The sequence below is a fragment of the Microcoleus sp. FACHB-68 genome (assembly GCF_014695715.1).
In the GTDB taxonomy this organism is placed as follows: Bacteria; Cyanobacteriota; Cyanobacteriia; order Cyanobacteriales; family Oscillatoriaceae; genus FACHB-68.
In genome coordinates, this window is sequence record NZ_JACJOT010000006.1 from 719,005 (window position 1) to 742,638 (window position 23,634).

Here is a 23,634-nt window from a genome sequence, read left to right on the forward strand (position 1 = left end):
GGTGACTGATTTGCCTAACCTCAATCAGCACGTTGACCGAACAATATATCAAGCAATTTCAGAGGTTCGCAAAAGGTATTCGGATAAAATTGGAATTGCTATCAAGGGCGATCGAGGCACTGGCAAAAGTCATGTAATCCACCGAATCTGGAAAACTATTGAGAGGGAAGGCGGCGCAGTATTTGCCTACATTCCTCAATTTGTTGATGCCAATCGCATTGACTCCCATGTGCGCTTCTATCTATCACTCAGTTTTAATCACAAAGACGTCGGGGGAATCACACAATGGCAGCAGTTAGCAACGGCTATGGTTGCCACTCTCAAAGGAACGGAATTTGAAGAAAAATACCAGCCTTATCTTGAAAAATGTGAGAATCCTGAAGAACTAAGGAAATACATCCTCAGAACTCATAGTGCAGCCCAAAGGTATGAACTGGTTGATGAACTGGTTGAAGCTATTCTAGAGAATCAATCCGATCTTCATCCTGATTTTTTGAAAGCAGTTTTGTTTTTACTCTTCAAAACAGCCCCGATTGCTCAGGTTGGCATGGCTTGGATTCAAGGTATCGAGCATCCAGAGACCAGACAAAGAGGGTTACCAGAGTTTTCGCAGCAAGAGCAAGATGCAAAATCTATTTGGTTTATCCAGCAAATTTGTAAGCTAGCTAGCGTTGCCTTACGACCTGTAGTGATTTGTTTTGATCAATTAGACCAGCCTAATGTCAGTGCTGATTGTGGAGATAGCGCCGCTCAAATTGTCGCTAGCTGTATTGATAAAATGTACTTTCAATGCAGCAATGTGATCATCCTTTGCTGCGTGATGAGCGATAGATGGCGGGAAATCGAGCAAATGGGAAGTGGTATCCCAGATCGGGTCGGCCAATGGTCTGAATCTACAAAACCACCCACGGCTGAGCAGATGATAGAACTTGTGAAATTGAGGTTGGATTGGTTTTATTCGGAGAAGCATTTAAATCCGGATGCCTACCCTTTTTTATATCCTTTCGATGAAAATGAAATAAAAGGAATTGCCAGTAAGGGAGCTGGAGTCCGCTCTCTGATGAAATGGTGTACTGAAAAATTCGATTCAGTGGAAATCGGAGGGTCAGTCGCCCCATCTTTGAACCCAGAAGAAAAGAAACGTAAAGAATTCTCGGATGCTTATAACGAATTGTTAGGCCGAACTTCTGCCCCTGAGCAAAATGATGATCAGTTAGCTGCAATAGTTGCCTGTGCAATGAAAATGTTGCCAGAAGAAGCCATCGAAAATTTAGTCATTCAAAAAGTCGAGTCTATTAAAGCAAAGTCTCATGACCTTCATTTGACAATCTCTGGTTCTGATTCCACACAACAAAAAAATGTAAAGATAGGTGTCAGAATTTGTGAAACTCAGACAGGTAAAACCTTGACTGCGGCGATGAAGAAACTGCTAGACTACGGCAAATATGGGATTACTCGCGGTTGTTTAGTGCGCTCTACACCCATCCCAAGAAGTTGGAGAAAGGCAAAAGAACTTGAACAGCAACTTGTACAGCAACAAGGGGGTGAGGTTGTTGTTTTGAAGAAAGATGAAATTAATCCTTTAGCAGCGATTCATGCAATGTATGAAGAAGCTGAAAACTACGGGTTTACAAAGGAAGAAATTTCAACTTTTGTCAAAGAGCTCAAACTGGCTGCGAATAATCGACTCATCCGCGAAATTCTGAGCGAGGGTGCGACTGTAACATGACAGTTCAGATTATTAAGGGGATTCAACTGCCGGCTTTTGATGTGGAAATGCTAAGTTTAGGCAAGCTCATTGCTGTGCCATTCAGACAGCATATCACAGATAATCAGAAATTCTGGCTTTACCCCAGTCAACAACTTCCCGATAATCTCAGTTTAGAACAATATTATCAGCCTCAATATTTAACTCAAGCTAGACGTTCATTCGCTGATAATGAGAACTATCCCATCCAGCTTAAAACTTGGGCACGTTGTGAATTTCATTTGCGGATTAATCCAGACAAAAAGCATCTTTTAGCTAGCATTGCTCAGTCAACTGTTTGGAATTTAAGTGCTTTAGAACATATCTTTGAACAGTACAAAGTTCTGAAACTGTTGATTTTGCGGGTTTATCGTTTGTCTCATCCTTGCACCGTTAATATACCAACAAAATTGAGATATTTCTACGAGCCGAATCAGTCAGAAGATATCATCACGATGGGAAGTGAAAGTGATGACCTCATCGTTTCAGAGGCTAGTTTTAACCAGCGAAAAGCGCTTTTATTAGCTGGGGAAGAGTATCTGCATAAAGATTTAGAGGATTTGCACTTTCAAGTTGAGCAGATTGCGATTAATAATCCAGCAGCTAAAATACTCAACCAAGAAATCAAAATATTTTTGGGTTGGTGTGAAGCTTCACCAAAAGCTGCACCTGACCCTGATTTAGCTTGGATTCAAACTATCGCTCAAGTCGGAAATTCTAGCGATGGTCATGCGTTTGAAAAGCTGGTACGTCGAGCACTCCTCAAATTAGGCTTCACAGGTTCTATTCTCGAACCAGACTCAACAGGTGGACCCGGAGGCATGGACTTTTATTGTGAAATGCCTTATCCAATGGTAGGAGAGTGCAAGGCAACGAAAACTGAAACAGTTAGTGATAAAACGCCGGCACAACTTCTAAAAATTGGCATGAATCATCTTGGTAAAGAACAATATGAGCGTTCAATCAAGTTGATTGTAGCCGCTGGAGACTTAACTTATTATGCCCTTAGAACAGCGAGGGAAAATTCTATGAATGTCATTAGACCTGAAACTTTACAAAGACTCGTTGAACTGGAAGCGCAACATAAAAACTCTGTAAATTTGCTGGAGCTAAAACATTCTTTACAACACGCTCCTTTTGGATTAGCTGACGAAAAAGTTAACAATTATCTTGATAAAGTTCAACAAACTATTAATTTGCGTTCGCATATCATCCAGCTCGTGAAAAAACATTTAGAAAACATAAATGATGAAAACGTCGGAGTTGAAAGCCTGAAAATAGCTTATATTTACTCTACTCCACCCCCGCCTCAGCCATTAACCTCTCAAGAAATGTATGAAATCCTGATTGAACTTTCCTCGCCTTTAACCGGCTACTTGGGGCGAATCAAAGGCAGCAATTGGGAAAATGATCGCTTTTACTTCTTGCGAGAAATGCCGGCAGATGAATGAGCCGGCAAGCTTCACCGCAACTACGCCTGCTTAAGGATCTTCATCAAATCCAAAATTGACTAATACTAAATGCTCCGGGTTTTCAATTAACTCTTGCGTTAAAAAGAACCCAGCAATTGTCCAACTTTGGAATTTTCTCGCTTCTTTTCCAATCAGCCGGCCATCTTCACCATCATAATATTCTGGCCAATCTTCGGCTAATAAACGCTTCCCAACAACGACAAGGTCTTCTTTCAATCTTTTTAAAACATCGTATCTGCCGGTTTTCAAAGCAGCCGCCGCCAACATCCAAGTTAAAACCGGCCAACTTCCTCCATTATGATAAGACCAGCGTTTATTCTTAGGATCGCATCCTGTCAAAATCTCCCAATCTCGACCTTCTAAAGCCGGATAACAAATTTTTATCGGCATATGGGCAAGCAATTTATCCCATTGCTGATAGATCAGTTCCATAATCTCTTGGGATTGCATCTTCGTTGCCAAAGAACACAGAATCGTCATCAAATTTGCCAGCGTAAAGAAACGACAATCTAACTGCGAAGGGCCGAGGTTGCCGGCAAAATATCCCCCTTTTTCTTCTAACCACTCACTCAACCATTCGTAGGGAATTGAATCTGAATAGAGATTGAACTTATTAATCACTTCTTTCCCATATTGCTCCACCCTAAAGCGATAGATATCATTCAAACTCTTAATATCTAACCAATAATCGATCCGAATTCGCTCTTTGAGCGCTTGCAAGCGTAAATGCACTGCCCGCCTCACTTTTTGATTGGCTTCGTTATCGGGCAACAGCTCAGAAGCTGCTCGCAAAGACGCGTAAAATAAAGCTTGAATTTCTAGCGGATGCCCGTAGATTCCCAGCCGGCGATCAATCATACAGGCACCATCTGGAACAAGCAGCGTCGGTTCCATATCAAAGCGATCTGAAAAACACAATTCCAGAATTAATCGCACCCCTTCTTGAAAATCCTCTTGATGCGCCAGAAAGTGATTTCCAACCGCCTTACAATAAGCTCGCAACAAAAGAATCCACCACAAGCTAGAATCAACCGGCGTTACCCTAGCAATCGCCCGATCCCCAAAATCCGGTTCTAAATGTTGCTGTCCGTTGTCAACAATTACCTTAAAACTGGCCGGCATCAAAGCTAAACCCGTAAAACTTCTTTGTCTAGCTTGCTGATGTAACTCTAAAGTCACTTCCAGAAAATGGCGAACAATTTCTTTGCCGCTGACTGGAATCTCTTTTTCTCCATCATGTTTAGCCGGCAACTCATCATCTTTTACCAAAAAAAGCAGCGCGACGGGAACAAAATCACGAATAAAAACCTGGTCGTAATTTAGAACTTCTCCGGGAATAGGATGCGCTGCATCAGGATTGCAGACAGCCGGTGTGCCAATCCAGCGGCCTTCATATTCGATCAGCGACTCAACAAGGATTTTTAACCCGTCTTCTTCCATCTGACTTAATTTCCTCAACTTCCAATCATTATGTTAGAGGCGATGCAGCTTGCTTAAATGTTTCTCCACCACCTTATCTGATTGTGCTGATCTCAGTTGCACACTTTCAGGCCGGTGTTGTCGTAGCGTTGACCCTCGATTCGGGCTTTTGAGAGCGTCGGCACTCAGTTTATACATAACCGCCAACCGGCGCAAGCTTTCTGCACCACATCTCAAATTGCCTTTCTCAGATGCCGGTGTATTATCGAAGCGTTTATCTGGTGGTACATCAGTGGTAACTGAGTGTCGGTGTCAAAAATCACCAACTCCTTTAACCAAATCTGGGATGATTACGCGCAATCTTTAACGGTCACACAGACAAAGGAACACTCAATGGAAATTCCAGACATCACCTCAAAACTTTTAGCTGCAAAAAAAGCCACCGGACTCAGCTTTGCCGATTTAGAAAAAATTCTCGGACGCGATGAAGTCTGGATCGCCGCCGTTTTCTACCGGCAAGCCAGTGCTTCTGAAGAAGAAGCCAAACAACTCACCGACGCACTTGGACTCGATGCCAGTGTCGCTCAATTGCTCACCGAACCCTCTCTCAAAGGGTTAGGGCCGGTTGTTCCTACCGATCCGCTGATTTACCGCTTCTACGAAATTATGCAAGTGTACGGAATGCCTCTGAAATCGGTAATTCATGAGAAATTCGGCGACGGCATCATGAGTGCGATTGATTTCACCCTCGACGTAGACAAAGAAGAAGACCCCAAGGGCGATCGCGTCAAGATCACGATGTCCGGGAAATTTTTGGCTTATAAGAAGTGGTAGCCGGTCACAACTACAAGGGGTAGCACGTCACAACCAGACGCGGAGGCGATCACAGCCAATAGAAGGGGAACGGGGGATCATGGAAATAGGGGAAAAAAACCCCCTTTTACCCCACCCGATGCCCCCCAAGCGCCCAAATTTATGTTAAATTTTCGTGACCTTGCGGATTTTGGCTAAAAAACGGTAAAATAAGATACAGAAATAAATTTTTTATTGAATATGAACTTCTCTACTCAGCCCAGAAACAATGATTCGTTAAGGAACGCCGATATGAAACTCACTTATCGCGGTGTTAGCTACAACTACGAACCCCCCACCATTGACATGATGGAAGGCGAAGTCGGGGGTAAATATCGGGGACAACCCTGGACAGTCAGCTATCCCAGACATATTCCCGTGCCTCAGCCGGCTTTATCGTTGAAATATCGCGGTGTTGCCTATCAAACCGGCGAAGCTGCAGATGCCGGCGTCACTGCCCCTGCCTCACCTGTAGAAACAACGCCGGTGTGGGCAGTTTCACCCCGAAACGCTTCTCATAGCGTCGTCTCGCAAGTCTCCGAAATTCACCGCGCCAATATTTGCCAAAACCTGGAACGGCGCATTGAAGCAGCCAAAGCCCGTGGAGATCGGCAGCTGTTGCAAATGTTGGAACAAGAATCACAGCAGTTGACTTGCTCACTGTAGTGGGTTTTGTCTAAAGCAGACTTGAAACAGCCGGTTTCATGAACTGACTTTGTCGAAGCATTCTCGATTAGCCTCAAATCCCGCCCGCCATTTAAATGGCGGGCTAATAGCAAAAGTCCACTAAAGGGGACTGGAATTTTTTACCAGTCCACGTTAGTGGACTTTCGCTATTAGCGGGGGACTTAAGTCCCCCGCAGGTGGTGCGACGAAATCAGATCGAGAAGCCGGCTTTTTCACACTCTGCCTTAACCTTTAACGCAAACAACTTGCTTCAGTGTGGCCACCACTTCAACCAAATCCGATTGCTGCTTCATCACCTGCTCAATCGGCTTGTAAGCGCCTGGAATTTCATCCAAAACGCCGCCATCTTTGCGGCATTCAACGCCTTGTGTTTGTTTCACCAAATCGTCTACGCTAAATTGGTTTTTCGCCTTATTTCTAGACATCAAGCGACCGGCACCGTGGGAACAAGAACAGTAACTGTCCATATTTCCTTTGCCTTTAACAATGAATGATTTCGCACCCATTGAACCAGGAATAATGCCATAGTCATTCTCTTGCGCCCGCACAGCGCCCTTACGGGTGACATACACTTGTTCCCCGAAATGCACTTCTTTCTCGGCGTAATTGTGGTGGCAATTTACCTGCAATAAAGGCTTTGTCTGCTTACCGCCGCCCAGATGCTTTTCCACAATCCGCACAAAGCGACTCATCATCACATCACGATTGTAGCGGGCATAGTTCTGCGCCCACTGCAAATCTCGCCAGTAAGCGGCAAACTGAGGAGTGCCGGCGACAAAATAGGCCAAATCCGGATCAGGTAACCGAGTATCTGCCAGTTTTAGCAATTCTTTAGCTGTATCAATGTGGTTTTGCGCCAGCATATTTCCAATGTGACGTGAACCAGAGTGCAGCATCAACCAAACGTGGTTCTCGGTATCCAGACAAACCTCAATAAAGTGGTTGCCGCCACCCAGAGAACCCATCTGTTTCATGGCTTTTCCTTCCAAGCGCCGCACCCCCGGATGCAGTTCTTTGAAATCACGCCATCCTTGCCAATTGGTAACAGCTTTTTCAACGTTTTTGTTCTCATTAAATCCAACTGGAATTGCTGCTTCAATATCCAGCCGAATTTTCTTGAGTTTACCTTCCAACTCATCAGCCGTGAATGGTGTCTGGACAGCCATCATGCCGCAGTTGTGAACAAATACGCCGGCTGTTAGGGCAAAGTTGCCATATTCAGGAACCGTTAAGCAATAAACATCTTGCCGGTCTGGTAAGGAGATAACCTCAACAACTTTGTGGTTGTAGCCATGTTGGTACTTCCTATGATTGTGCAGTCCAATTGGGCTTTTAACACTGTCTCCGCAAGTTTCACAAGCGTAAAGCCGATTCGCAATTTCTTTGCTCTTGGATTTTCCTTTCTCGCTGATGTTGTAGTTAATTAAGAACTGCTTGCCTCGTTCCCCATTTCCTGAGACTGACTCTCTGAAATGATCGGGACGATCTTGCATATACTTAATAATATTTTTCGTCCCTCTTTCAGAATAAAAGCTATGTCCCTCTGCGGTATTAGCTTTGTCAGTGAGCGCTTGCTTTCTTCTGCTCTCAAATTCAGGAGATTGCCAGTATTTGTTTCTTTCTACCAGTGACCGATGATAGGAAGAATGTTCGCGATTCCCCATGAATTCTAGGTTTTCCGACCTGTTATCAACCGGGTCAAAGTTTTTGTGATGAATCACAGTCCGCTGGCCGGCAAATGCAGGAATTTTCCCTAAAAGGCCAGACCGGGCAACAATCCAATGTGCCTTTTGCAATCTGCCAGAATAATTCTGCTGAATTAAGGTGTATCCATCCTGATCAGTATCCGTGTAAAAAGGCATTAAAGATGTACCGGCTTTTAAATCGCAAGCCTCAAGGTAGCTGCCATCGCGCAGCATAAATTGGTGATCGGGAGTGCATTTAATTTCTTCGCCATTGTCAAGAATGACCTTGACCAAGGGAGCATTTTTACGAGTTAAACGTGCCGTTGCCTTTGCCGCTACAATGCGACCCGTAGCCGTGCACGAATATACGATAAACTCCTGATTAGCAATAGCCAGTTCTTGAATGGGATAAGATTTCCCATCAGTCACAGGAACTAATGTATCTCCAGTAAAACAACCAATATCAACCCCCACAGCGGCGGGTATCAGTGCGTCTTTTGTCGCCACCACTGAACCCACCAAGGCACCTTTACCCAGGTGAACATCCGGCATCAGTGAGACGTGCTTAAACACAAATGGCAGCGAGGCCACATTTTTAGCCATTTTTTCTTCATCACGGCTTAGTGGGTGGCCGGCCCAAGACAGCACCGGCTTAGGGGTTGAAAGTTCGAGATTTTCGTGGGGCATGAATATTGTTTTCCTTTCGCACTACTAATATACTACACAAAAGTTACAAAATCATCAAGGTATCTCGGATCGCAACTGTTCGATATTTTTCTCCCAGTTACGACCGTCAAAAGGCACAATATGAAAGCGTTCCTCTACTTCACCATCGAGACAGTGGACATTGACATCGAAGCTATCAGGATGGGAACGGGGCCGGTAAAATGAGTGAATTCCGCAGACTCGGCAGAAGATGTGTTTGGCAATGCCGGTGTTGAAGGTGTAGGTTGTTAGTTCATCTTCGCCTTGTAGTAAGGTGAAGTTTTCTGCCGGCACGATTAGATGCAAGAAGCCTTTTTTTGTGCAAATTGAGCAGTTGCAATCTGTGGCTTCATGTTTTTCTACTTTTACTTGAAATCTTACAGCGCCACAGTGGCAGCCGCCTTCATAAGTAGTGGGTTCGTTCATGGTTTTTTGTTGATGTATTTAGGGAGGATGGGTTAGGGTGAAAGTTTTGGGAATAAGATCTTTTAACCGCAGATGATAGCGCAGCGTGGCGCTAGCCATACGCAGATGATTGAGCTGTTATTGGTAGGGTTAAACAAGGGGTGTGATGAGATGCCGGCTGTAAGTTTTTCTATTTCCAAATATTATAATTTTGGTTTCTTTATTGAGAAAATTAAGGTTAGTCTCGCCTTACCCAAATGCCTCGCAGTCCGACAGCTTTAGCGCCTTGATAATCTTCTTTGAAACTGTCACCTATATGCCAAGCTGTCTCAGCTAGACAATTATGTTTTTGCAAACCGGCAATAAATATTTGAGAATTTGGTTTGGCAGCACCGACTTCTGTAGAAATTGTAACAGATGTGAAAAAATCCGCTAAGTTGAGTGCTTTTAGAACTGTGTGCAGGCGGGTATCAAAGTTTGATATAATTCCTAATTCAATTTTTTTATGATGCCAAAATTTGAGTGCCGGCAAGACATCGGGATAGACAAACCAAGCTTGATCGGTGGCAAAATAAGCGAAGGCTTCGGTAAAGAAAGCATCAAAATCTGAAAATTGATGGAAGACACCGGCTGTTTTGAAAGTTTGTCCGGCTATCGCTTTCCACCACTCAAATTCTCTTTCTGGAATCTGTGCCGGCGTGGCATCAGGAAATGCTGCCGGTGTTGATGCCTTAAAGCTTTTATAAAACGCCTGATTGATTAACTCAGGTGAAACTTTAACATTAAACCGGCTGGCGATTTCTCCATAGACTTCACCGACACTTCCCCTCACTCCAAATAAAGTGCCGACTGCATCTAAAAAAATTACTTTGGGGCGTTCGTTCTCATTAGTCATGGGTTAAGCAAATCAGCATTTTATTAACTTTTAGAAGCGGGCAAGGACGCCTGCACGACAAGCGGTTTACCGAGAACGACTAGTTAAAAAAAATATCAACTTCATCGCTAATAATAAACCATGAGCTAGAAGAGAGAAATTCAAAAACTAACCTCTAGCCCCATGCCCTTACCTTAGTGCCCAGTCCTGAGTGCCCAGTCCTGAGTGGGAGAGGGGGAGAGGGGGAGAAGGGGAGAAATGCCCCATGCCCCTACCTTTAGGTTGGCGAAGCCTTGACCCATGCCCTATGCCCCATTCCCCTCTATTGAGAAAGTATTTCCCGCAACGGTTGAGCGATCCAGTTGAAACCGACTCTCAACTGGTGTTCTAATGTGGGCAGCCGGTAGAGATAAGTCAGACGGCGGACAAGATGAGCGGCAGGGCCATTAAGTTTGATTCCTAAACCGCTAAGGGTCGCGTTGTCAACGCCTAAAGTCATCATTTCTCCGGTTGCCTGATAGCGGAATGGCAACAAAGGCCGGCCTGTGAGGGAGGCCCAAAGATTCCAACCGGCATAATCAGCTTGCTGTAAGGCTGCCTGGGCGGTTGCCGGCACTCGTTGATCTGTTGCGTCTTTACAATCAGCCAAATCTCCTAAAACAAAAATTTCCGGGTGATCAATCGCTTGCAGCGTCGGCAGTGCAGCGAGTTGTCCTCGATGATTTTGCTTGAGGGGCAGCGATTTCACCACCGGCGCAACCTGGGTTCCCACTGTCCACAGCACCAAATCGGTTGGGATCGTGTCTACCTGTCCTTTATACACCAGAGAAATCTTATCTGGCCCGATTGATTCCACTGCGGTTTCCAAATCAAGCCACACTCCCCGTTCTTCTAGCGCCTTGCTGGCTGCTTCACGATTAAAGTCAGCAGAAGTTCGCAGAATCATATCAGCTTGTTCAACCAGCCGCAGGCGTCCCCGATTTGAAAGCCGGTCTGCCAGTTTGCAAGCCAACTCAACGCCACTGTAACCGGCACCTACAATAACGATGCGAATTTTGTCTTTGTCTGATGCTTCCAAAACTCGCAACTTTTCTTCCAAGCGATAGGCATCCGTGACTGTCCGAAAGGGGAATGCGTAATTTTCCGCTCCTGGCACCATGTCAAGCGGTGTCTCACCCCCCATTGCTAAGACGAGCCGATCATAGGGGAAATCATGGCCATCTTGAAGCTGTACCAGCTTGGAGTCTACATCAATTCCAGCCACCGCTCCTTGATGGAAGCGAATGCCGGTATTTGCCAAAAGTTCTTCAAAGGGTGGGGCAATTTCCCAGGTTTGCAACTCGCCGGTGAGGAGTTCGTACAGCAGGGGCGAGAATAAGAAGCGGTCGTTACGATCGACCAGCACAACTTCGGGTTTCTCTAATTTATTCCAGGGAAGCTCACTCAAACGCAGCGCTGTGTAGAGACCTCCAAAGCCTCCACCGAGAATGCAAATGCGTGCGGGTTGTTCATTCATAGGTTTTTGGGCCGGCGATGGTAGCAGGGCAACTCTCTATTCAGGATAGCAAGGCAATATGGGTAACAGGTTGGCCTAGCTGAATCCTCTAGGATCAAGTTGCTTAATCGATGTAAGCTGAGGAATATTCAACTTGCTGTCAGAGATGGGCGTCCCCACCGGCACCTTAAGAGTTTTAGCCAGAGCCTGACCGCTCGTTAAACAATAATTAATTTATCAGAGGGGAAATAAACCGACATAACCTACATAAGGAAAGAAAAAGTTATTAATTTAAATACCATTGCAAGTAAAGTAGAAATTTAGTCTGATTTGCGTAACAATTGCCTTGTTCGCACATCCTCAAGTCGGCTAAGTATTAAATATTCCCCCTGTAAAATTCTATGATATCTTCAGCATCTAACTGGGCCAAAGCACGGGAAAACCGGAGCCGGCAAGAGCAGGAAAATTCTGAAGAATAACTAAAGAGGGGAAAATAAACCGATGTGGGAAAATACAATTCGCGCATCATTAGTAAACTAAGCTCTGCGTATGGCACTGACTATTAAAACTCTCAGGGAAACCGTTTTCAAACTCAGACCCATTCAATCGGGTGAACTTCCAGAGGCCGAAAAACAGCCGATGGAAGGGGGGAAGCAGTTTGAACTCCACTCCTACGTCATTGTTCGCGATCACATTCGATTTGCACTGCTTAAAGATTCCTTCAAAGGCTTCAATACCTGGTACGCTTACGCACCACACGTCCAGATACTGGCGGATACGCCTCAAAACCCCGTTGTTTATCCACCCCCCATACCGGCGAAGTATCGGCTATCAGTTCCTTACAAGTCTCAACTCGACAACTGGTACAATCCCACCGGCGCTTGTAATGTCACCTCACTTGCCATGTGTTTGGAGTATTTGAAGACTCCCCGCCGCAGCCGGTCTGGCCAATTTGAGGATGAACTTTACCAATATGCACTCAGTAAGGGTTATAGCCGATGGGACCCGGTAGACTTGGCGAAAATTGTCAGAGATTATGGCAGGCGCGATGACTACAAAACCCGCGCCACCATCGAAGGAGTCAAAGAGTGGATAGCCGGCGGCAATCCTGCCGTGATCCACGGCTACTTCACGTCTTTTGGCCATATTCTCGTTGCCGTTGGCTATGACAGCACCGGCTTCATTGTTCACGATCCCTATGGGGAGTGGTATCCCAGCGGATATCGCACGGATCTTAATGGGGCTTATCTCCACTATTCCTACGGGCTAATTCGCCGGGTTTGCATCCCAGATGGGGACTTTTGGGTTCACTTTATCTCTGCGTGAACCTAGTTCAACCTGATGAGTAAAAAGTGAAGAGAAAACTTTTCTCTTCACCCCACAATTCACCGCCGGCAGCCTAAACGCAGATTTTGACTGCCGGCACTCATACAATTAAATTTCAATCATTGTCGGACATCCCACGTTGGTTCCGCCTAAGCCGCAATAGCCATTAGGATTTTTGGCTAAATACTGCTGGTGGTAGCTCTCTGCATAGTAAAATTCAGGAGCCTCGATCACTTCAGTGGTAATCGTCCCGTATCCCGCAGCGCTAAGGGCTTTCTGGTAAGCATTGAGTGAAGCTTCAGCAAGCTTTTTATGGCGATCAGAATAGGCATAAATTCCCGAACGGTACTGGGTGCCAACGTCATTGCCCTGGCGCATCCCCTGAGTCGGGTTATGGCTTTCCCAAAAAACTTTCAGCAGTCTTTCGTAACTGATCACTTTTGGGTCAAAAACAACGAAAACGACTTCATTGTGCCCCGTCATGCCGGTGCAAACCTCTTCATAGGTGGGGTTAGGCGTTATCCCGCCGGCATAACCGACTGCAGTGCTAAACACGCCCTCAAGCTGCCAGAATTTGCGTTCTGCACCCCAAAAACACCCCATACCAAACATGGCCATTTCCATGCCGGCGGGGAAAGGCGGCTGCAGCGGATTCCCATTGACATAGTGATTAGAGGGAACTTTCACCGCCCCTGCCCGCCCTGGTAAAGCATCTTGGGGAGACGGCAGTGTTAGCTTCTTACCAAATCCAAATATTCCCATAAGTTCTAAATCTGATTTTCCATCGATTGTCGTTACATAACTTTATGGTAGGGAAAGAATCTGCGGATTTTCAAGCAGTTTCGGGAAATCACAAAATGTTAAGGGGGCATGGGGGATTGGGCATGGGGCATTGGGCATGGGGCATGGGGCATGGGGGATTGGGCATTGGGCATTGGGCATGGGGCATGGGGCAAGGCTTCGCCAACCTAAAGGTATGGGCAAGGCTTCGCCAACCTAAGGTAGGGGCAGGGGGCATTCAAAACTCAAAACTCCCAGTGAAGACTCCGCCTAGAAGTCAGCAAAAAAGCCTAAATGATTGGCAACAGGGCGCTGACGCATCGGCAGTTTCGTGTGAATGGGTGCATTCAATACCTTAACGCCAGAATGATTGGCAACAACCAAAGTGGCAGAACCGCCGCCATCAAGATTGATCGCCTCAAAAGCACCCAACTCCTGGGCAATCTTGCTTAATTCCGCTAAAGTAACGCCTTCGCTGTAAAGTGGTTGCTTGCCGTCTATGACAATCAGCCATAATTTTTGACCCTGCCGATCAATCGCTACCGCTACACGAGAATAGGGTTTATCTTGCCGACGCGACTCTGAACTGAGCGATACAACGCCTCTTTTCAGGACAATATGGCTGCCGGCGACAGCATGAATCGTCCCCTTGGGACACTGCCCACTGTCAAAAATTTGAGCACGATTGCCGCTATTAAAACACAACACCGGCACGCCAGATTGCACAGCAGAGTAGGTAGATCCGTTGGCAATTGCCTGTCCCACTACGTTGACGCCCTCACCACTGCGAGGGTAAAAATCCCACGGGTTATGTTCACGAAACGGGAAAAAATAGCCGGCGTTGATCGCCAGTTGCAACTTAAACTCACGGACAAACTCAGAGGTGGTTCGCGCTTGGATCTCCTTCCTGGTGTTAAGTTTGCTATCCCTTCCCTGGTTGTTTCCGGGTGTCACCAGCACTCCCACGCCTGACGCGGCTAAATCAATGGTGACGATGTGGAGCATATACGGGCGGGGCGTATTCCGGGCTTGGCGCTTGTAGGTAATGCCCTGAAACAGCGTCATTTCAAGGTTAGTGCGAGTTGGGCGCAGTAAATGCTGTCGTGCGTACAGCAGCAGTGGCAGCAGCAACAAACCGATACCCGCTACCAATGGCAATTGCTTGATCCAGATTGGCTTCTGTTGATTCACGTTGCAGGCCGGCAGGATAAAAAGTTACAAGGTTAGTCTGTCAGTTTTAATATTAAAAGTTGATATCGCCGGCTCAGCGTCTGACCGATGAAAACTAATTTTGAACAAGGGCCAACCGGCATAACTTTCAAACGGGTAACGGTTTTAGTTGCAGTGGCAGCATTCGTCGCGGCTTTGATGGGATCGGCGGTAGCGCGTACTGTATTTTCCTCTCTGAGTGAGCCGGTGGGAGGGCGGAAGTGGTCTTATATTGTGGCGTTGCTGGTGAGCTTGAGCGTTGCTGGTGCCGGCACTGGTTTGAGAATTCTCATGCCGCGACGGTTTGGAATCCTAGCAAATGCTTTGTCAGCAACCGCATCGGGAGCATTGCTTGGTTTTTATTATGGGGGACTGGCTGCCGGTAAAAACCCACAATTTGCTGTGGCAGGAGCAGTGATTGGAGGGATACTGATGGGAGCCGGCAGCTTAAGGTTTCGCACTGGAGCCGGAGCGGTGGCTGTAGCAGTTGCCGGCGCTGTGGGGGGATATGGCTTTGCTTTTTGGCTTTGGGCAGTTTCACTGGCCTTCCTGACCGCACAAAGGCTAATTGAGGGAATTTTTTTGAGTGGGCTATCGCTGGGTTACATTGGATTGACTGTTAGCTCCCTGCTTTTGGCGATCAAAGAGATCAAACGTTCTGAGAAGATATCTTTGAGAAAGGCCGGTTAACAAATGTTTGATTGGACGATGCTTTGCCGGCAAATACGGACTTTTTCGAGACTATCGGCTATAAGTAGTTCACGGTAGCATCTAATGTGATGTTAAATCTCGATAAAATTTAGCCAAACCCGTGATTAAGTCCTCTGCTGCATCAAAACCCGTGACTAAGCCCTCTGCTGCATCTACCGGCACTCCCAAGCCTGCCGGCAAAAATCAGCGACTTCTGTTTTTCACTTTGCGACTGCTGCTGCTGGTTTTGGGCGGCGGTTTAGCATTTGCAGTGGGCATGGCGATTGCACAATTCTATCCCGCTAGAAATCCTCAAGCACCTATCTGGCAAAACGTTTTCCGCCGGCCTGAAAATTTCGCCACTAACACTAGGCAACTGCCCCCACCGCCAATTGCCACCCCCACTCCGCCACCGAATCTCACGCCTGAACAAAGCAAACAACTGCGCTCAGAACTACAGCAGTTGCAGACACAGTTAAATGAATTAATCGGGCAGACTGCAACGTTGGAAACCAAACTCGGTAGCAGCCGTCCGACGGAGACAGTAGAAAGCCGGTTGCAGCTACTTTCGCGGCAACTGGGCACCCCAGAAGTTGCACCGGCAGCCAATGTATCTGGGGCAGCGGCAACTCCGCAAGCTTCAGAGGCAACAACCGGCACTGCTGCCACTGTGTCTGCCACGAATGGCCCAATGGTGACGTTACCCAGTGATGTTTTATTTGCAGAAGGCAGCGCAATGCTGCGCCCGCAAACTGGCGTTATTTTGGATAACCTGATTGCCGATCTGAAAAACTATCAGGGGGCAAGTGTTCGCATTGCAGGGCATACGGATGATGCCGGTGATGCGAAGGAAAATCAAGCTTTATCATTTCGACGCGCTCAAGCTGTGCTGGCTTATCTCGCCGGCACCCTGGGCAACCAATATCACTGGGTTGTGATGGGATACGGTGAAACTCGCCCTGTGGCAGAAAATAACACCGATCTAGGCCGGCAGCGCAACCGCCGAATTGAAATTGTCATCGAACCGAAAGCGAGCCGGTAGAAATAATAAGATTAAAAAGGGTTTTTTCAACGCGCTTGTTCATGACTTATTGCCTTGGTATCGTTACCCGTTCTGGTTTAGTCGTTGCTGCTGACTCTCGCACCAATGCCGGTGTCGATTATATTTCCACTTACCAAAAGCTCTTTGATTTTTCCAATCCGGGGGAACGAGTGCTCCTGATTTGCACATCAGGAAATCTGTCGATGACCCAAGCCGTACTCACTTTATTACGCAAAGACATCCAAACTCAAGAAGAAATCTCTCTCCATACTCTGCCCACAATGTATGAAATTGCCCGCTATATTGGGAGCAAAACTCGGCAGATTCAGGAGCAAGACAAAGCTTGGCTGAAGCAAGATGGCATTAACGCTCAAGCTAGCGTACTTGTTGGCGGTCAAATTAAGGGAGAAGATCCGGCATTATATTTAGTTTACAGTCAGGGAAACTGTATTCACGCCACTAAAGAAACGCCGTTTCTTCAGATTGGAGAAACTAAATATGGCAAGCCAATTTTAGACCGCACCCTCACCTTTGAAACTCCATTAGAAGCGGCTGCTAAATGTGCCCTTTTGTCAATAGATTCCACCATGAAATCTAACATTTCTGTTGGCCCTCCCATTAACATGGTGATGTACGAAACTGACACGTTTGTAATTCGGCATCAGCTCCAACTGCGGCTGGGAGATCCTTACCTCGCAAAAATGCGGAAATTATGGGAGGAATATCTAAAAAATGCGTTTGATCATATGCCTAATATCGATTGGCAGCATTATTTAGAGGAGCCTCAAACAGACGTTATTATTGACTGAATAATGCTGTTAAATACAGCGTGGTTTCCCATCTTTCAAATGCTGAATAAGTGTTTACTGTTTGTTACCACGGGCTGCCAATCATTGTGAAGCCGGCCCAATAATAGGGATGGGATAAATTTTTATTGGCCAAGTTTGTTAAACTGGGCGGTAAGGCAATATTGTCTTTAGAACTTAGCAAATGACCCTGCTGCAATCGCACATTATTTTGAATCATTGCAATTTGTGCTTGCCGTAATGCTTCGGCTTTGATAGGCACCGTATGCAGCTGTTGGTAAAACTCGGTCATTAACGCCAAGGTGCCCTCATCACTCACATACCAGAGACTCGCTAAAGCGGACTTGACTCCTGCCTGTACGGCTAAGCCGGCAAACCCCAGTTCGGCTTCCTCATCTCCGACTGCCGTGCGGCAGGCAGAAAGCACTAACAACTCTACTGCTGGATTATGCCAGCCTAACTGCCGTACTTGATCCATTTGCAACTTAGAGTCCCACAACTGAATGTAGGAATTGCTAGCTTTACCCCTTTGGAATTCTGCATGAGTGGCTAAGTGAATAATTCCAAACGCACGCGCATTGCGCTGGGATTTTAGATTGTCCAAAGTAAATGCTTCGTTGAGGAACAACTCACCTGTCCAGACATCTTTGGCAATCGCGTTGAGTTCCACCGGCACTGCCGGCAGGGGAGTTTTGTCAGTAAATTCTGATGCTCCCATTGCCAGCACTTCCATCTTCCTGATGTCTTGGTAACGAGTATCCGTTAAGTTCAGGCTGGGCATGAGGCCAAGACTGTACTTTTCTATGAGAAAATGTTGCCCATCATGCAGTGCGGCAACAGGAATTGTTCGCAATCCAGAATCAAGAATCAACACTAAATTCTGGATGCCTTGGGCTTCGAGTTCCTCCTCTAACGGTGCCAACAGCCATTTATAAAGTTGCTGTGCCGGTTTCAAGTAACTGTTCGTGTTGCGCTTTGAGGCAGTCGTTACCTCTTGGTGAAATTGTTTCGCCACTTCTAGCACCTGAGAACGCATCGCATAGGGTATTCGCTTCCGAATCGGCTCTCCCGTTGCAGTTACCATTACCAGTTCTAGTGAATCTTTCTCGTGTCCCTTGTTCTTCCCTTGGGTTTTAGACTCAGGATTGACTGAGGGATTAATTCCACCCCCATCTGGGATAAAGCGAATATACAGCAATGCCGGTTTAGTACCCGTTGCCCGCTCAACATCACTCAGAATTTGACGGCTTTCTGCCAGGGTTGGAGACGCGTTCTCCTCAGAAATCCCCAGATAAGCTTCAAATTGACTCGTGAAAGATTGGTCAATTTCAAAAGCAGCAGTATCGATTTCTACCTTGGGAGAATTGCTATTAGTTTCAATTTGTGGTTCAGGAGCGGATGTCACTAAAGATGTGACGCTCTGCTGATACTGTAGGCCGCTCGCTGAGTAGGACGGTGAACTGGGCGTGGGAACAGATGCCTGTGTCGGAGTCGGGCTAGGCGTGGGAACAGGTGCCGGTATCAGACTTGGTGTGGGAACAGGTGCCGGTATCAGACTTGGTGTGGGAACAGGTGCCGGTGTCGGACTTGGGCTAGGCGTGGGAACAGGTGCCGACGTTGGATTAGAACTGGGTGCCGGAATTGGACTTGGTGTGGGAACAGGTGCCGACGTTGGATTGGTACGCGGCGTTGGAACAGCTACTGAGGGTGGAACAGGACTAGATTTGGGATCAGGAGATGGTGTCGGATTGGGACGCCGCATCGGAACAGGTGCCGGTTCTAGAGTTGGTGCAGGCGTTGGAGTTGGCGTGGGAATAGGTGCCGGCTTTGGTATTGGAGTCGGTGCCGTTTCTGGAGTGGGATTGGGTGTGGGTTCTGGAGTTGGCTCTAGTGTTGGCTCTGGTGTTGGCTCTGGTGTTGGTGATGGTGCCGGCTCTGGAGTTGGCTCTGGTGTTGGAGCCGGTGTCGGCTCTGGTGCCCGCTCTGGTGCCCGCTCTGGTGTGGGAATGGGCGTGGGAACAGGTGCCGGCTCTGGTGTTGCTGTCGGCTGTGGTGTTTCTGATGATATCGGTTCAGGAGTGGGAGTCGGTACCGGCTCTGGTGTGGGAGTCGGCTCTGGTGTGGATGTTGGCTCTGGTGCCCGCTCTGGTGCCCGCTCTGGTGTGGGAATGGGCGTGGGAACAGGTGCCGGCTCTGGTGTTGGTGCCGGCTCTGGTGTTGGTGCCGGCTCTGGTGCGGGAATAGGCGTGGGAATAGGTGTCGGTTCTGGTGTTGGTGTCGGCTCTGGTGTGGGAGTCGGCTCTGGTGTTGGTTCTGGTGTGGGATTGGGCGTGGGAATAGGTGCCGGCTCTGGTGTTGGTGTCGGCTCTGGTGTTTCTGATGATATCGGTTCAGGAGTGGGAGTCGGTACCGGCTCTGGTGTTGGTTCTGGTGTCGGTTCTGGTGTTGGTGCCGGCTCTGGTGTTGGTGTTGGTTCTGGTGTTGGCTCTGGTGTGGGAGTCGGCTCTGGTGTTGGTTCTGGTGTGGGATTGGGCGTGGGAATGGGTGCCGGCTCTGGTGTTGGTGTCGGCTCTGGCGTTGGTGTTGGTGTCGGTTCAGGAGTGGGAGTCGGTGCCGGCTCTGGTGTGGGAGTCGGCTCTGGTGTTGGTTCTGGTGTGGGAGTCGGCTCTGGTGTTGGTGTTGGCTCTGGTGTGGGAGTCGGCTCTGGTGTGGGAACAGGTACCGGCTCTGGTGTGGGGCTGGGAGTCGGCTCTGGTGTTGGTGCCGGCTCTGGTGTTGGTGTTGGTTCTGGTGTGGGATTGGGCGTGGGAATGGGTGCCGGCTCTGGTGTTGGTGTCGGCTCTGGTGTCGGTTCAGGAGTGGGAATGGGCGTGGGAATAGGTGCCGGCTCTGGTGTTGGTGCCGGCTCTGGTGTTGGGCTGGGAGTCGGCTCTGGTGTGGGAGTCGGCTCTGGTGTTGGTTCTGGTGTGGGAGTCGGCTCTGGTGTGGGAGTCGGCTCTGGTGTGGGAGTCGGCTCTGGTGTGGGAGTCGGCTCTGGTGTGGGAACAGGTACCGGCTCTGGTGTTGGTGCCGGCTCTGGTGTTGGTGTGGGATTGGGTGTGGGATTGGGCGTGGGAATAGGTGCCGGCTCTGGTGTTGGGCTGGGAGTCGGCTCTGGTGTCGGTTCAGGAGTGGGAGTCGGCTCTGGTGTGGGAGTCGGCTCTGGTGTTGGTGTTGGCTCTGGTGTGGGAATGGGCGTGGGAACAGGTGCCGGCTCTGGCGTGGGAACAGGTGCCGGCTCTGGTGTGGGAGTCGGTTCTGGTGTGGGATTGGGCGTGGGAATGGGCGTGGGAATAGGTGCCGGCTCTGGTGTTGGAGTCGGTTCTGGCGTGGGAATGGGTGTGGGAACTGGCTCTGGTGTTGGAATCGGCGTGGGAATGGGCGCTGGAACTGGTGCTGGTGTTGGAATCGGCGTGGGAATCGGCGTGGGAATCGGCGTGGGAATGGGCGCTGGTGTTGGAATCGGCGTGGGAATCGGCGTGGGAATCGGCGTGGGAATGGGCGCTGGTGTTGGAATCGGCGTGGGAATGGGTGCCGGCTCTGGTGTCGGGCTGGGTGCTGGCTCTGGTGTCGGGCTGGGTGCTGGCTCTGGTGTCGGGCTGGGTGCTGGCTCTGGTGTCGGGCTGGGTGCTGGCTCTGGTGTCGGGCTGGGTGCTGGCTCTGGTGTTGGGGTGGGTGCTGGCTCTGGTGTTGGACTGGGTGCCGGCTCTGGTGTTGGACTGGGTGCCGGCTCTGGTGTTGGACTGGGTGCCGGCTCTGGTGTTGGGCTGGGTGCTGGCTCTGGTGTTGGGCTGGGTGCTGGGGATGAAGGATTAATTTGAATATTGCTTAGGATTTCGGCCCCAACTATCGATGTAATGGTTGAAATCGTATTGTTAGCCCCACTTGTGATGGCGGCTGCCGTTCCATTAATGTTGGCATTCCCAACAATAAAAGGCGTTACCGGATTAGTGGCGTCGCCCCCATGCTCAATGGAGATCGAACCCCCTTGCGAACCGGCAGTAGAAATACTTGCATTTATGCCATTCTGATCAGTGAAAGACCCTGTAACTCGTAAAAATCGCTCGGTTGTAATATCAACATTCCCACCTTGGCTATTATTACCACCTTGGGTGCTAATGGATACTACATTAATGTTGCCATCGGCATTGATATTGACATCACCGCTATCACGAGCCGGATGAGAAGTGTCTATCGTGCCGGTGGTGATAGGGCCGCTGCTAGAGAGGTTAATGTTTCTACCTCTTGATTCGATCCCACCAATGCTTAAACTCGCTCCTGAAATTGTCAGTGTGATGTCTTCCCGTGCTGGGTTTGGGAATCGCATATCTTGCGCCACAAATGCCCCATTCCCATTACTGTCCGCATCTGCTGTAAAAGTTAGTGAGCCAGTTGTGCCGCTGATCTGAAAATTACTGTTAATCGTAATATTATTTGTTGCTTCTAAGATAACGTCGCCATTTTGCAAAAGTCTTTGAATATTATTTTGAGAAATTGTGTAGGTTTCTCCTGGATCATCGCCGGCTAAGATTTGACCATCGTCTAACTGGTTGTCATCTGCTGCGTTATTCCCATTGACAACGAGGATATTTTCCGGGTCTAGCAGTAAAGTGCCTAACTCGCCGTTCGGTGCGCTCAGATCAACTGTGCCATCAAAGGCGAGGTTTTCTTTACCTGAGATTTCAGCAAAACCCCCGTCCCCACCAGTGTTGCTGCCACGGGCACTGAGATTGCCATAAAATCGGGTGACTTTGTCAGACCAAACGATGACACGGCCCCCATTGCCGGCTGCTATAGCGTCTGCGGCGATCTGTGAATCTCTGCTGACGTATGTATTTGTCGCATTTGGCACTAAGCCCATTCCCCGATAATCGCCGCCGATCAGCACATTCCCGCCGCCCGTGGTGCCTGAAGCGTTAATCTTGGCACCGGCTAGTCCGACTGTATTGCCTAAGATGTTGATATTGCCGCCCGGTGAGGGAACCTGCCCTTGAGTGTTTGAGACATCAACTGAGCCGGCTACGATTGCCACACCGGCTTCATTAGGTACTTTTAGACCGGAACCACTTAGCTGTACGGTGCCATCGTTGTTGACTGTCAAACCTGTTGCATGATTTCCACCGCCGCCAGTGAGCAATTCTGGAAGAGACAGGGCAACAGAGGTAGAAGGCGAGACGGGTGCAGAGGGTTTAGATATATCTAAGCTGAGGAGATGCCCTTGTTGGGTAATGCGTACCGTGCTTTCTCCGGGGACTGCGGCGATGGTGATTTCGCCTCCGGGGGCAGAAACGCTGCCGGTGTTGATCACGGTGCCACCGAGCAAGGTTAAGTTTTGGCCCGATTTTACCCCCAGAGCGCCACTGTTGACGATTGCGCCCGAATGCGAAGACGAGAAGGTAAAGGCGCTGGGAGTGCCGACTAAGGCAGCGTAGTCGTTGTTACCCGTTGCGTTAAGCCAGCCTGAATTAAAGCCGACGCTGTTAGCCGTTGTGGCGGTGAAAGCTGCCGGCACGTTTAAAGATGCGTTCGGGCCAAATACTATGCCGGCTGGGTTGATTAAAAATAAGTTTGAGTTGCCGCCCGTTACTTGAATTAATCCATTAATGATGGAAGCATTGCCGCCAGTCACTCTACCTAAAATATTTAGAATGGCTGGGTTTGATTGAAAGTTGGCAATTTGACCGGCACTGAGGCCAAATTGGGTAAAGCTGTGAAAAAGATTCACTCCATCTTTAGATAGAGTGCCACCAGTGATCTGCAATCCATTGCCTTGTGGTGTCACCACCGTGCCGGTGCCATCGGATGCCGGTACAACAGGTTGTGCAGCTAGAGAGTAGGGAAAAAATAGAAAGTAAGAACTAAGAACTAAAAAAAGTTTATCTTTTGCCTGTTGACAGTTTTTTTTAAAACTAACTGATTTCATAAGATTTAACCTCCCAGATGTGGCTAGCTGTGGTAGATGCAACCCTACCCTGTCTGTCTTCCCTCACATTGCTAGCTCTCTCACTAAGATTAACCTTACCAGCAAGCAATGTTATTTTTTCACAGCTTTTTCTACACCCGTCAGGCTTTTACCCTATTTTAGTTTAACTAACGAAGACCTTAAAGTTACCTCTTCCGAAGGAATGATTTCAATGTTGTTCTGTCAAAAACGATAGTTAAGAATTTTTAAGGTTTTTTTTGTAAAATCATTAAAAGTATAAAATAGTTGTTTTTATAACAGCTTCAATATTAAGAATTTTTGAGTATTTTTATCAACTAAATTACTAAACACTAAATTCTAAATTTAAATAAAACTTAATCTTTTAGTAAAAATATTTAGTTGAATATTATATTTTTATTGTAGTTATCAATAATGACAACTGTTGCACCGCCTAGTAGCCATAGGGCTGTTCAGGTAA

At 47.9% G+C, this 23,634-nt stretch carries 16 protein-coding genes and 1 pseudogene; 8 read left to right on the top strand and 9 right to left on the bottom strand.

Translation table 11 applies throughout. The annotated features are described in order from the left end of the window. Positions 1 to 307 precede the first annotated feature (307 nt). Together H6F73_RS07510 and H6F73_RS07515 are read left to right on the top strand one after the other, a co-directional pair. A complete protein-coding gene (locus H6F73_RS07510) occupies positions 308 to 1,729 on the top strand; it encodes a hypothetical protein (protein ID WP_242072362.1) in 1,422 nt (473 codons plus the stop codon). After that, a complete protein-coding gene (locus H6F73_RS07515) occupies positions 1,726 to 3,198 on the top strand; it encodes a DUF1802 family protein (RefSeq protein ID WP_190758138.1) in 1,473 nt (490 codons plus the stop codon). The genes H6F73_RS07510 and H6F73_RS07515 overlap by 4 nt, the downstream gene beginning before the upstream one ends. A 30-nt stretch (positions 3,199 to 3,228) precedes the next feature. On the opposite strand, the gene H6F73_RS07520 is transcribed toward H6F73_RS07515, so the two are convergent. Both H6F73_RS07520 and H6F73_RS07525 read right to left on the bottom strand, forming a co-directional pair. Continuing rightward, positions 3,229 to 4,659, bottom strand: a complete 1,431-nt coding sequence (locus tag H6F73_RS07520; protein ID WP_190758139.1) for a glycoside hydrolase 100 family protein — start codon at positions 4,657 to 4,659, stop codon at positions 3,229 to 3,231. 33 nt (positions 4,660 to 4,692) lie between these two features. Further along, on the bottom strand, positions 4,693 to 4,875 hold the full coding sequence (locus H6F73_RS07525) for a hypothetical protein (protein ID WP_190758140.1): 183 nt from the start codon (positions 4,873 to 4,875) through the stop codon (positions 4,693 to 4,695). Positions 4,876 to 5,031: 156 nt separating this feature from the next. On the opposite strand from H6F73_RS07525, the gene cynS reads away from it, so the two are divergent. Further along, positions 5,032 to 5,472, top strand: coding sequence for a cyanase (gene cynS / locus H6F73_RS07530; protein ID WP_190758364.1), 441 nt, complete (start codon positions 5,032 to 5,034; stop codon positions 5,470 to 5,472). A 270-nt stretch (positions 5,473 to 5,742) separates the two neighbouring features. Next, entirely contained in the window at positions 5,743 to 6,156 is a 414-nt protein-coding gene (locus H6F73_RS07535; protein WP_190758141.1) for a DUF4278 domain-containing protein, read from the top strand. 245 nt (positions 6,157 to 6,401) lie between these two features. On the opposite strand, the gene H6F73_RS07540 is transcribed toward H6F73_RS07535, so the two are convergent. The 4 genes from H6F73_RS07540 to H6F73_RS07555 form a co-directional block, all read right to left on the bottom strand. Beyond that, positions 6,402 to 8,549 (bottom strand): RtcB family protein, encoded by a 2,148-nt coding sequence (locus H6F73_RS07540; RefSeq protein WP_190758142.1) that lies wholly within the window; start codon positions 8,547 to 8,549, stop codon positions 6,402 to 6,404. Between the two features lie 54 nt (positions 8,550 to 8,603). Beyond that, on the bottom strand, positions 8,604 to 8,993 hold the full coding sequence (locus H6F73_RS07545) for a GFA family protein (protein ID WP_190758143.1): 390 nt from the start codon (positions 8,991 to 8,993) through the stop codon (positions 8,604 to 8,606). Between the two features lie 217 nt (positions 8,994 to 9,210). Beyond that, the gene (locus H6F73_RS07550) at positions 9,211 to 9,867 is read right to left on the bottom strand and encodes an HAD-IA family hydrolase (protein ID WP_190758144.1); all 657 of its coding nucleotides are present in this window, start codon (positions 9,865 to 9,867) and stop codon (positions 9,211 to 9,213) included. 301 nt (positions 9,868 to 10,168) lie between these two features. Next, complete coding sequence (locus H6F73_RS07555; protein WP_190758145.1) at positions 10,169 to 11,362, bottom strand: NAD(P)/FAD-dependent oxidoreductase; 1,194 nt, start codon at positions 11,360 to 11,362, stop codon at positions 10,169 to 10,171. Between the two features lie 540 nt (positions 11,363 to 11,902). On the opposite strand from H6F73_RS07555, the pseudogene H6F73_RS07560 reads away from it, so the two are divergent. Then, positions 11,903 to 12,667: pseudogene (locus tag H6F73_RS07560) on the top strand (C39 family peptidase); the annotation flags it as partial. A gap of 108 nt (positions 12,668 to 12,775) precedes the next feature. On the opposite strand, the gene msrA reads toward H6F73_RS07560, so the two are convergent. Continuing rightward, positions 12,776 to 13,429, bottom strand: coding sequence for a peptide-methionine (S)-S-oxide reductase MsrA (gene msrA / locus H6F73_RS07565; protein ID WP_190758147.1), 654 nt, complete (start codon positions 13,427 to 13,429; stop codon positions 12,776 to 12,778). Positions 13,430 to 13,717: 288 nt separating this feature from the next. Next, complete coding sequence (locus H6F73_RS07570; RefSeq protein WP_347239488.1) at positions 13,718 to 14,638, bottom strand: phosphodiester glycosidase family protein; 921 nt, start codon at positions 14,636 to 14,638, stop codon at positions 13,718 to 13,720. Positions 14,639 to 14,725: 87 nt separating this feature from the next. On the opposite strand from H6F73_RS07570, the gene H6F73_RS07575 reads away from it, so the two are divergent. The 3 genes from H6F73_RS07575 to H6F73_RS07585 all read left to right on the top strand — a co-directional run bounded on the left by H6F73_RS07575 (position 14,726) and on the right by H6F73_RS07585 (position 17,197). Next, positions 14,726 to 15,346, top strand: a complete 621-nt coding sequence (locus H6F73_RS07575; protein WP_190758148.1) for a low-complexity protein — start codon at positions 14,726 to 14,728, stop codon at positions 15,344 to 15,346. A gap of 151 nt (positions 15,347 to 15,497) precedes the next feature. Beyond that, the gene (locus H6F73_RS27225) at positions 15,498 to 16,388 is read left to right on the top strand and encodes an OmpA family protein (protein ID WP_347239489.1); all 891 of its coding nucleotides are present in this window, start codon (positions 15,498 to 15,500) and stop codon (positions 16,386 to 16,388) included. A 41-nt stretch (positions 16,389 to 16,429) separates the two neighbouring features. Beyond that, on the top strand, positions 16,430 to 17,197 hold the full coding sequence (locus H6F73_RS07585) for a proteasome-type protease (protein WP_190758149.1): 768 nt from the start codon (positions 16,430 to 16,432) through the stop codon (positions 17,195 to 17,197). 64 nt (positions 17,198 to 17,261) lie between these two features. On the opposite strand, the gene H6F73_RS26440 is transcribed toward H6F73_RS07585, so the two are convergent. Beyond that, positions 17,262 to 23,156 carry a CHAT domain-containing protein gene (locus tag H6F73_RS26440; protein WP_242072363.1) on the bottom strand — a complete coding sequence of 1,965 codons (5,895 nt, stop codon included), beginning with the start codon at positions 23,154 to 23,156 and terminating at the stop codon, positions 17,262 to 17,264. Positions 23,157 to 23,634 lie beyond the last annotated feature (478 nt).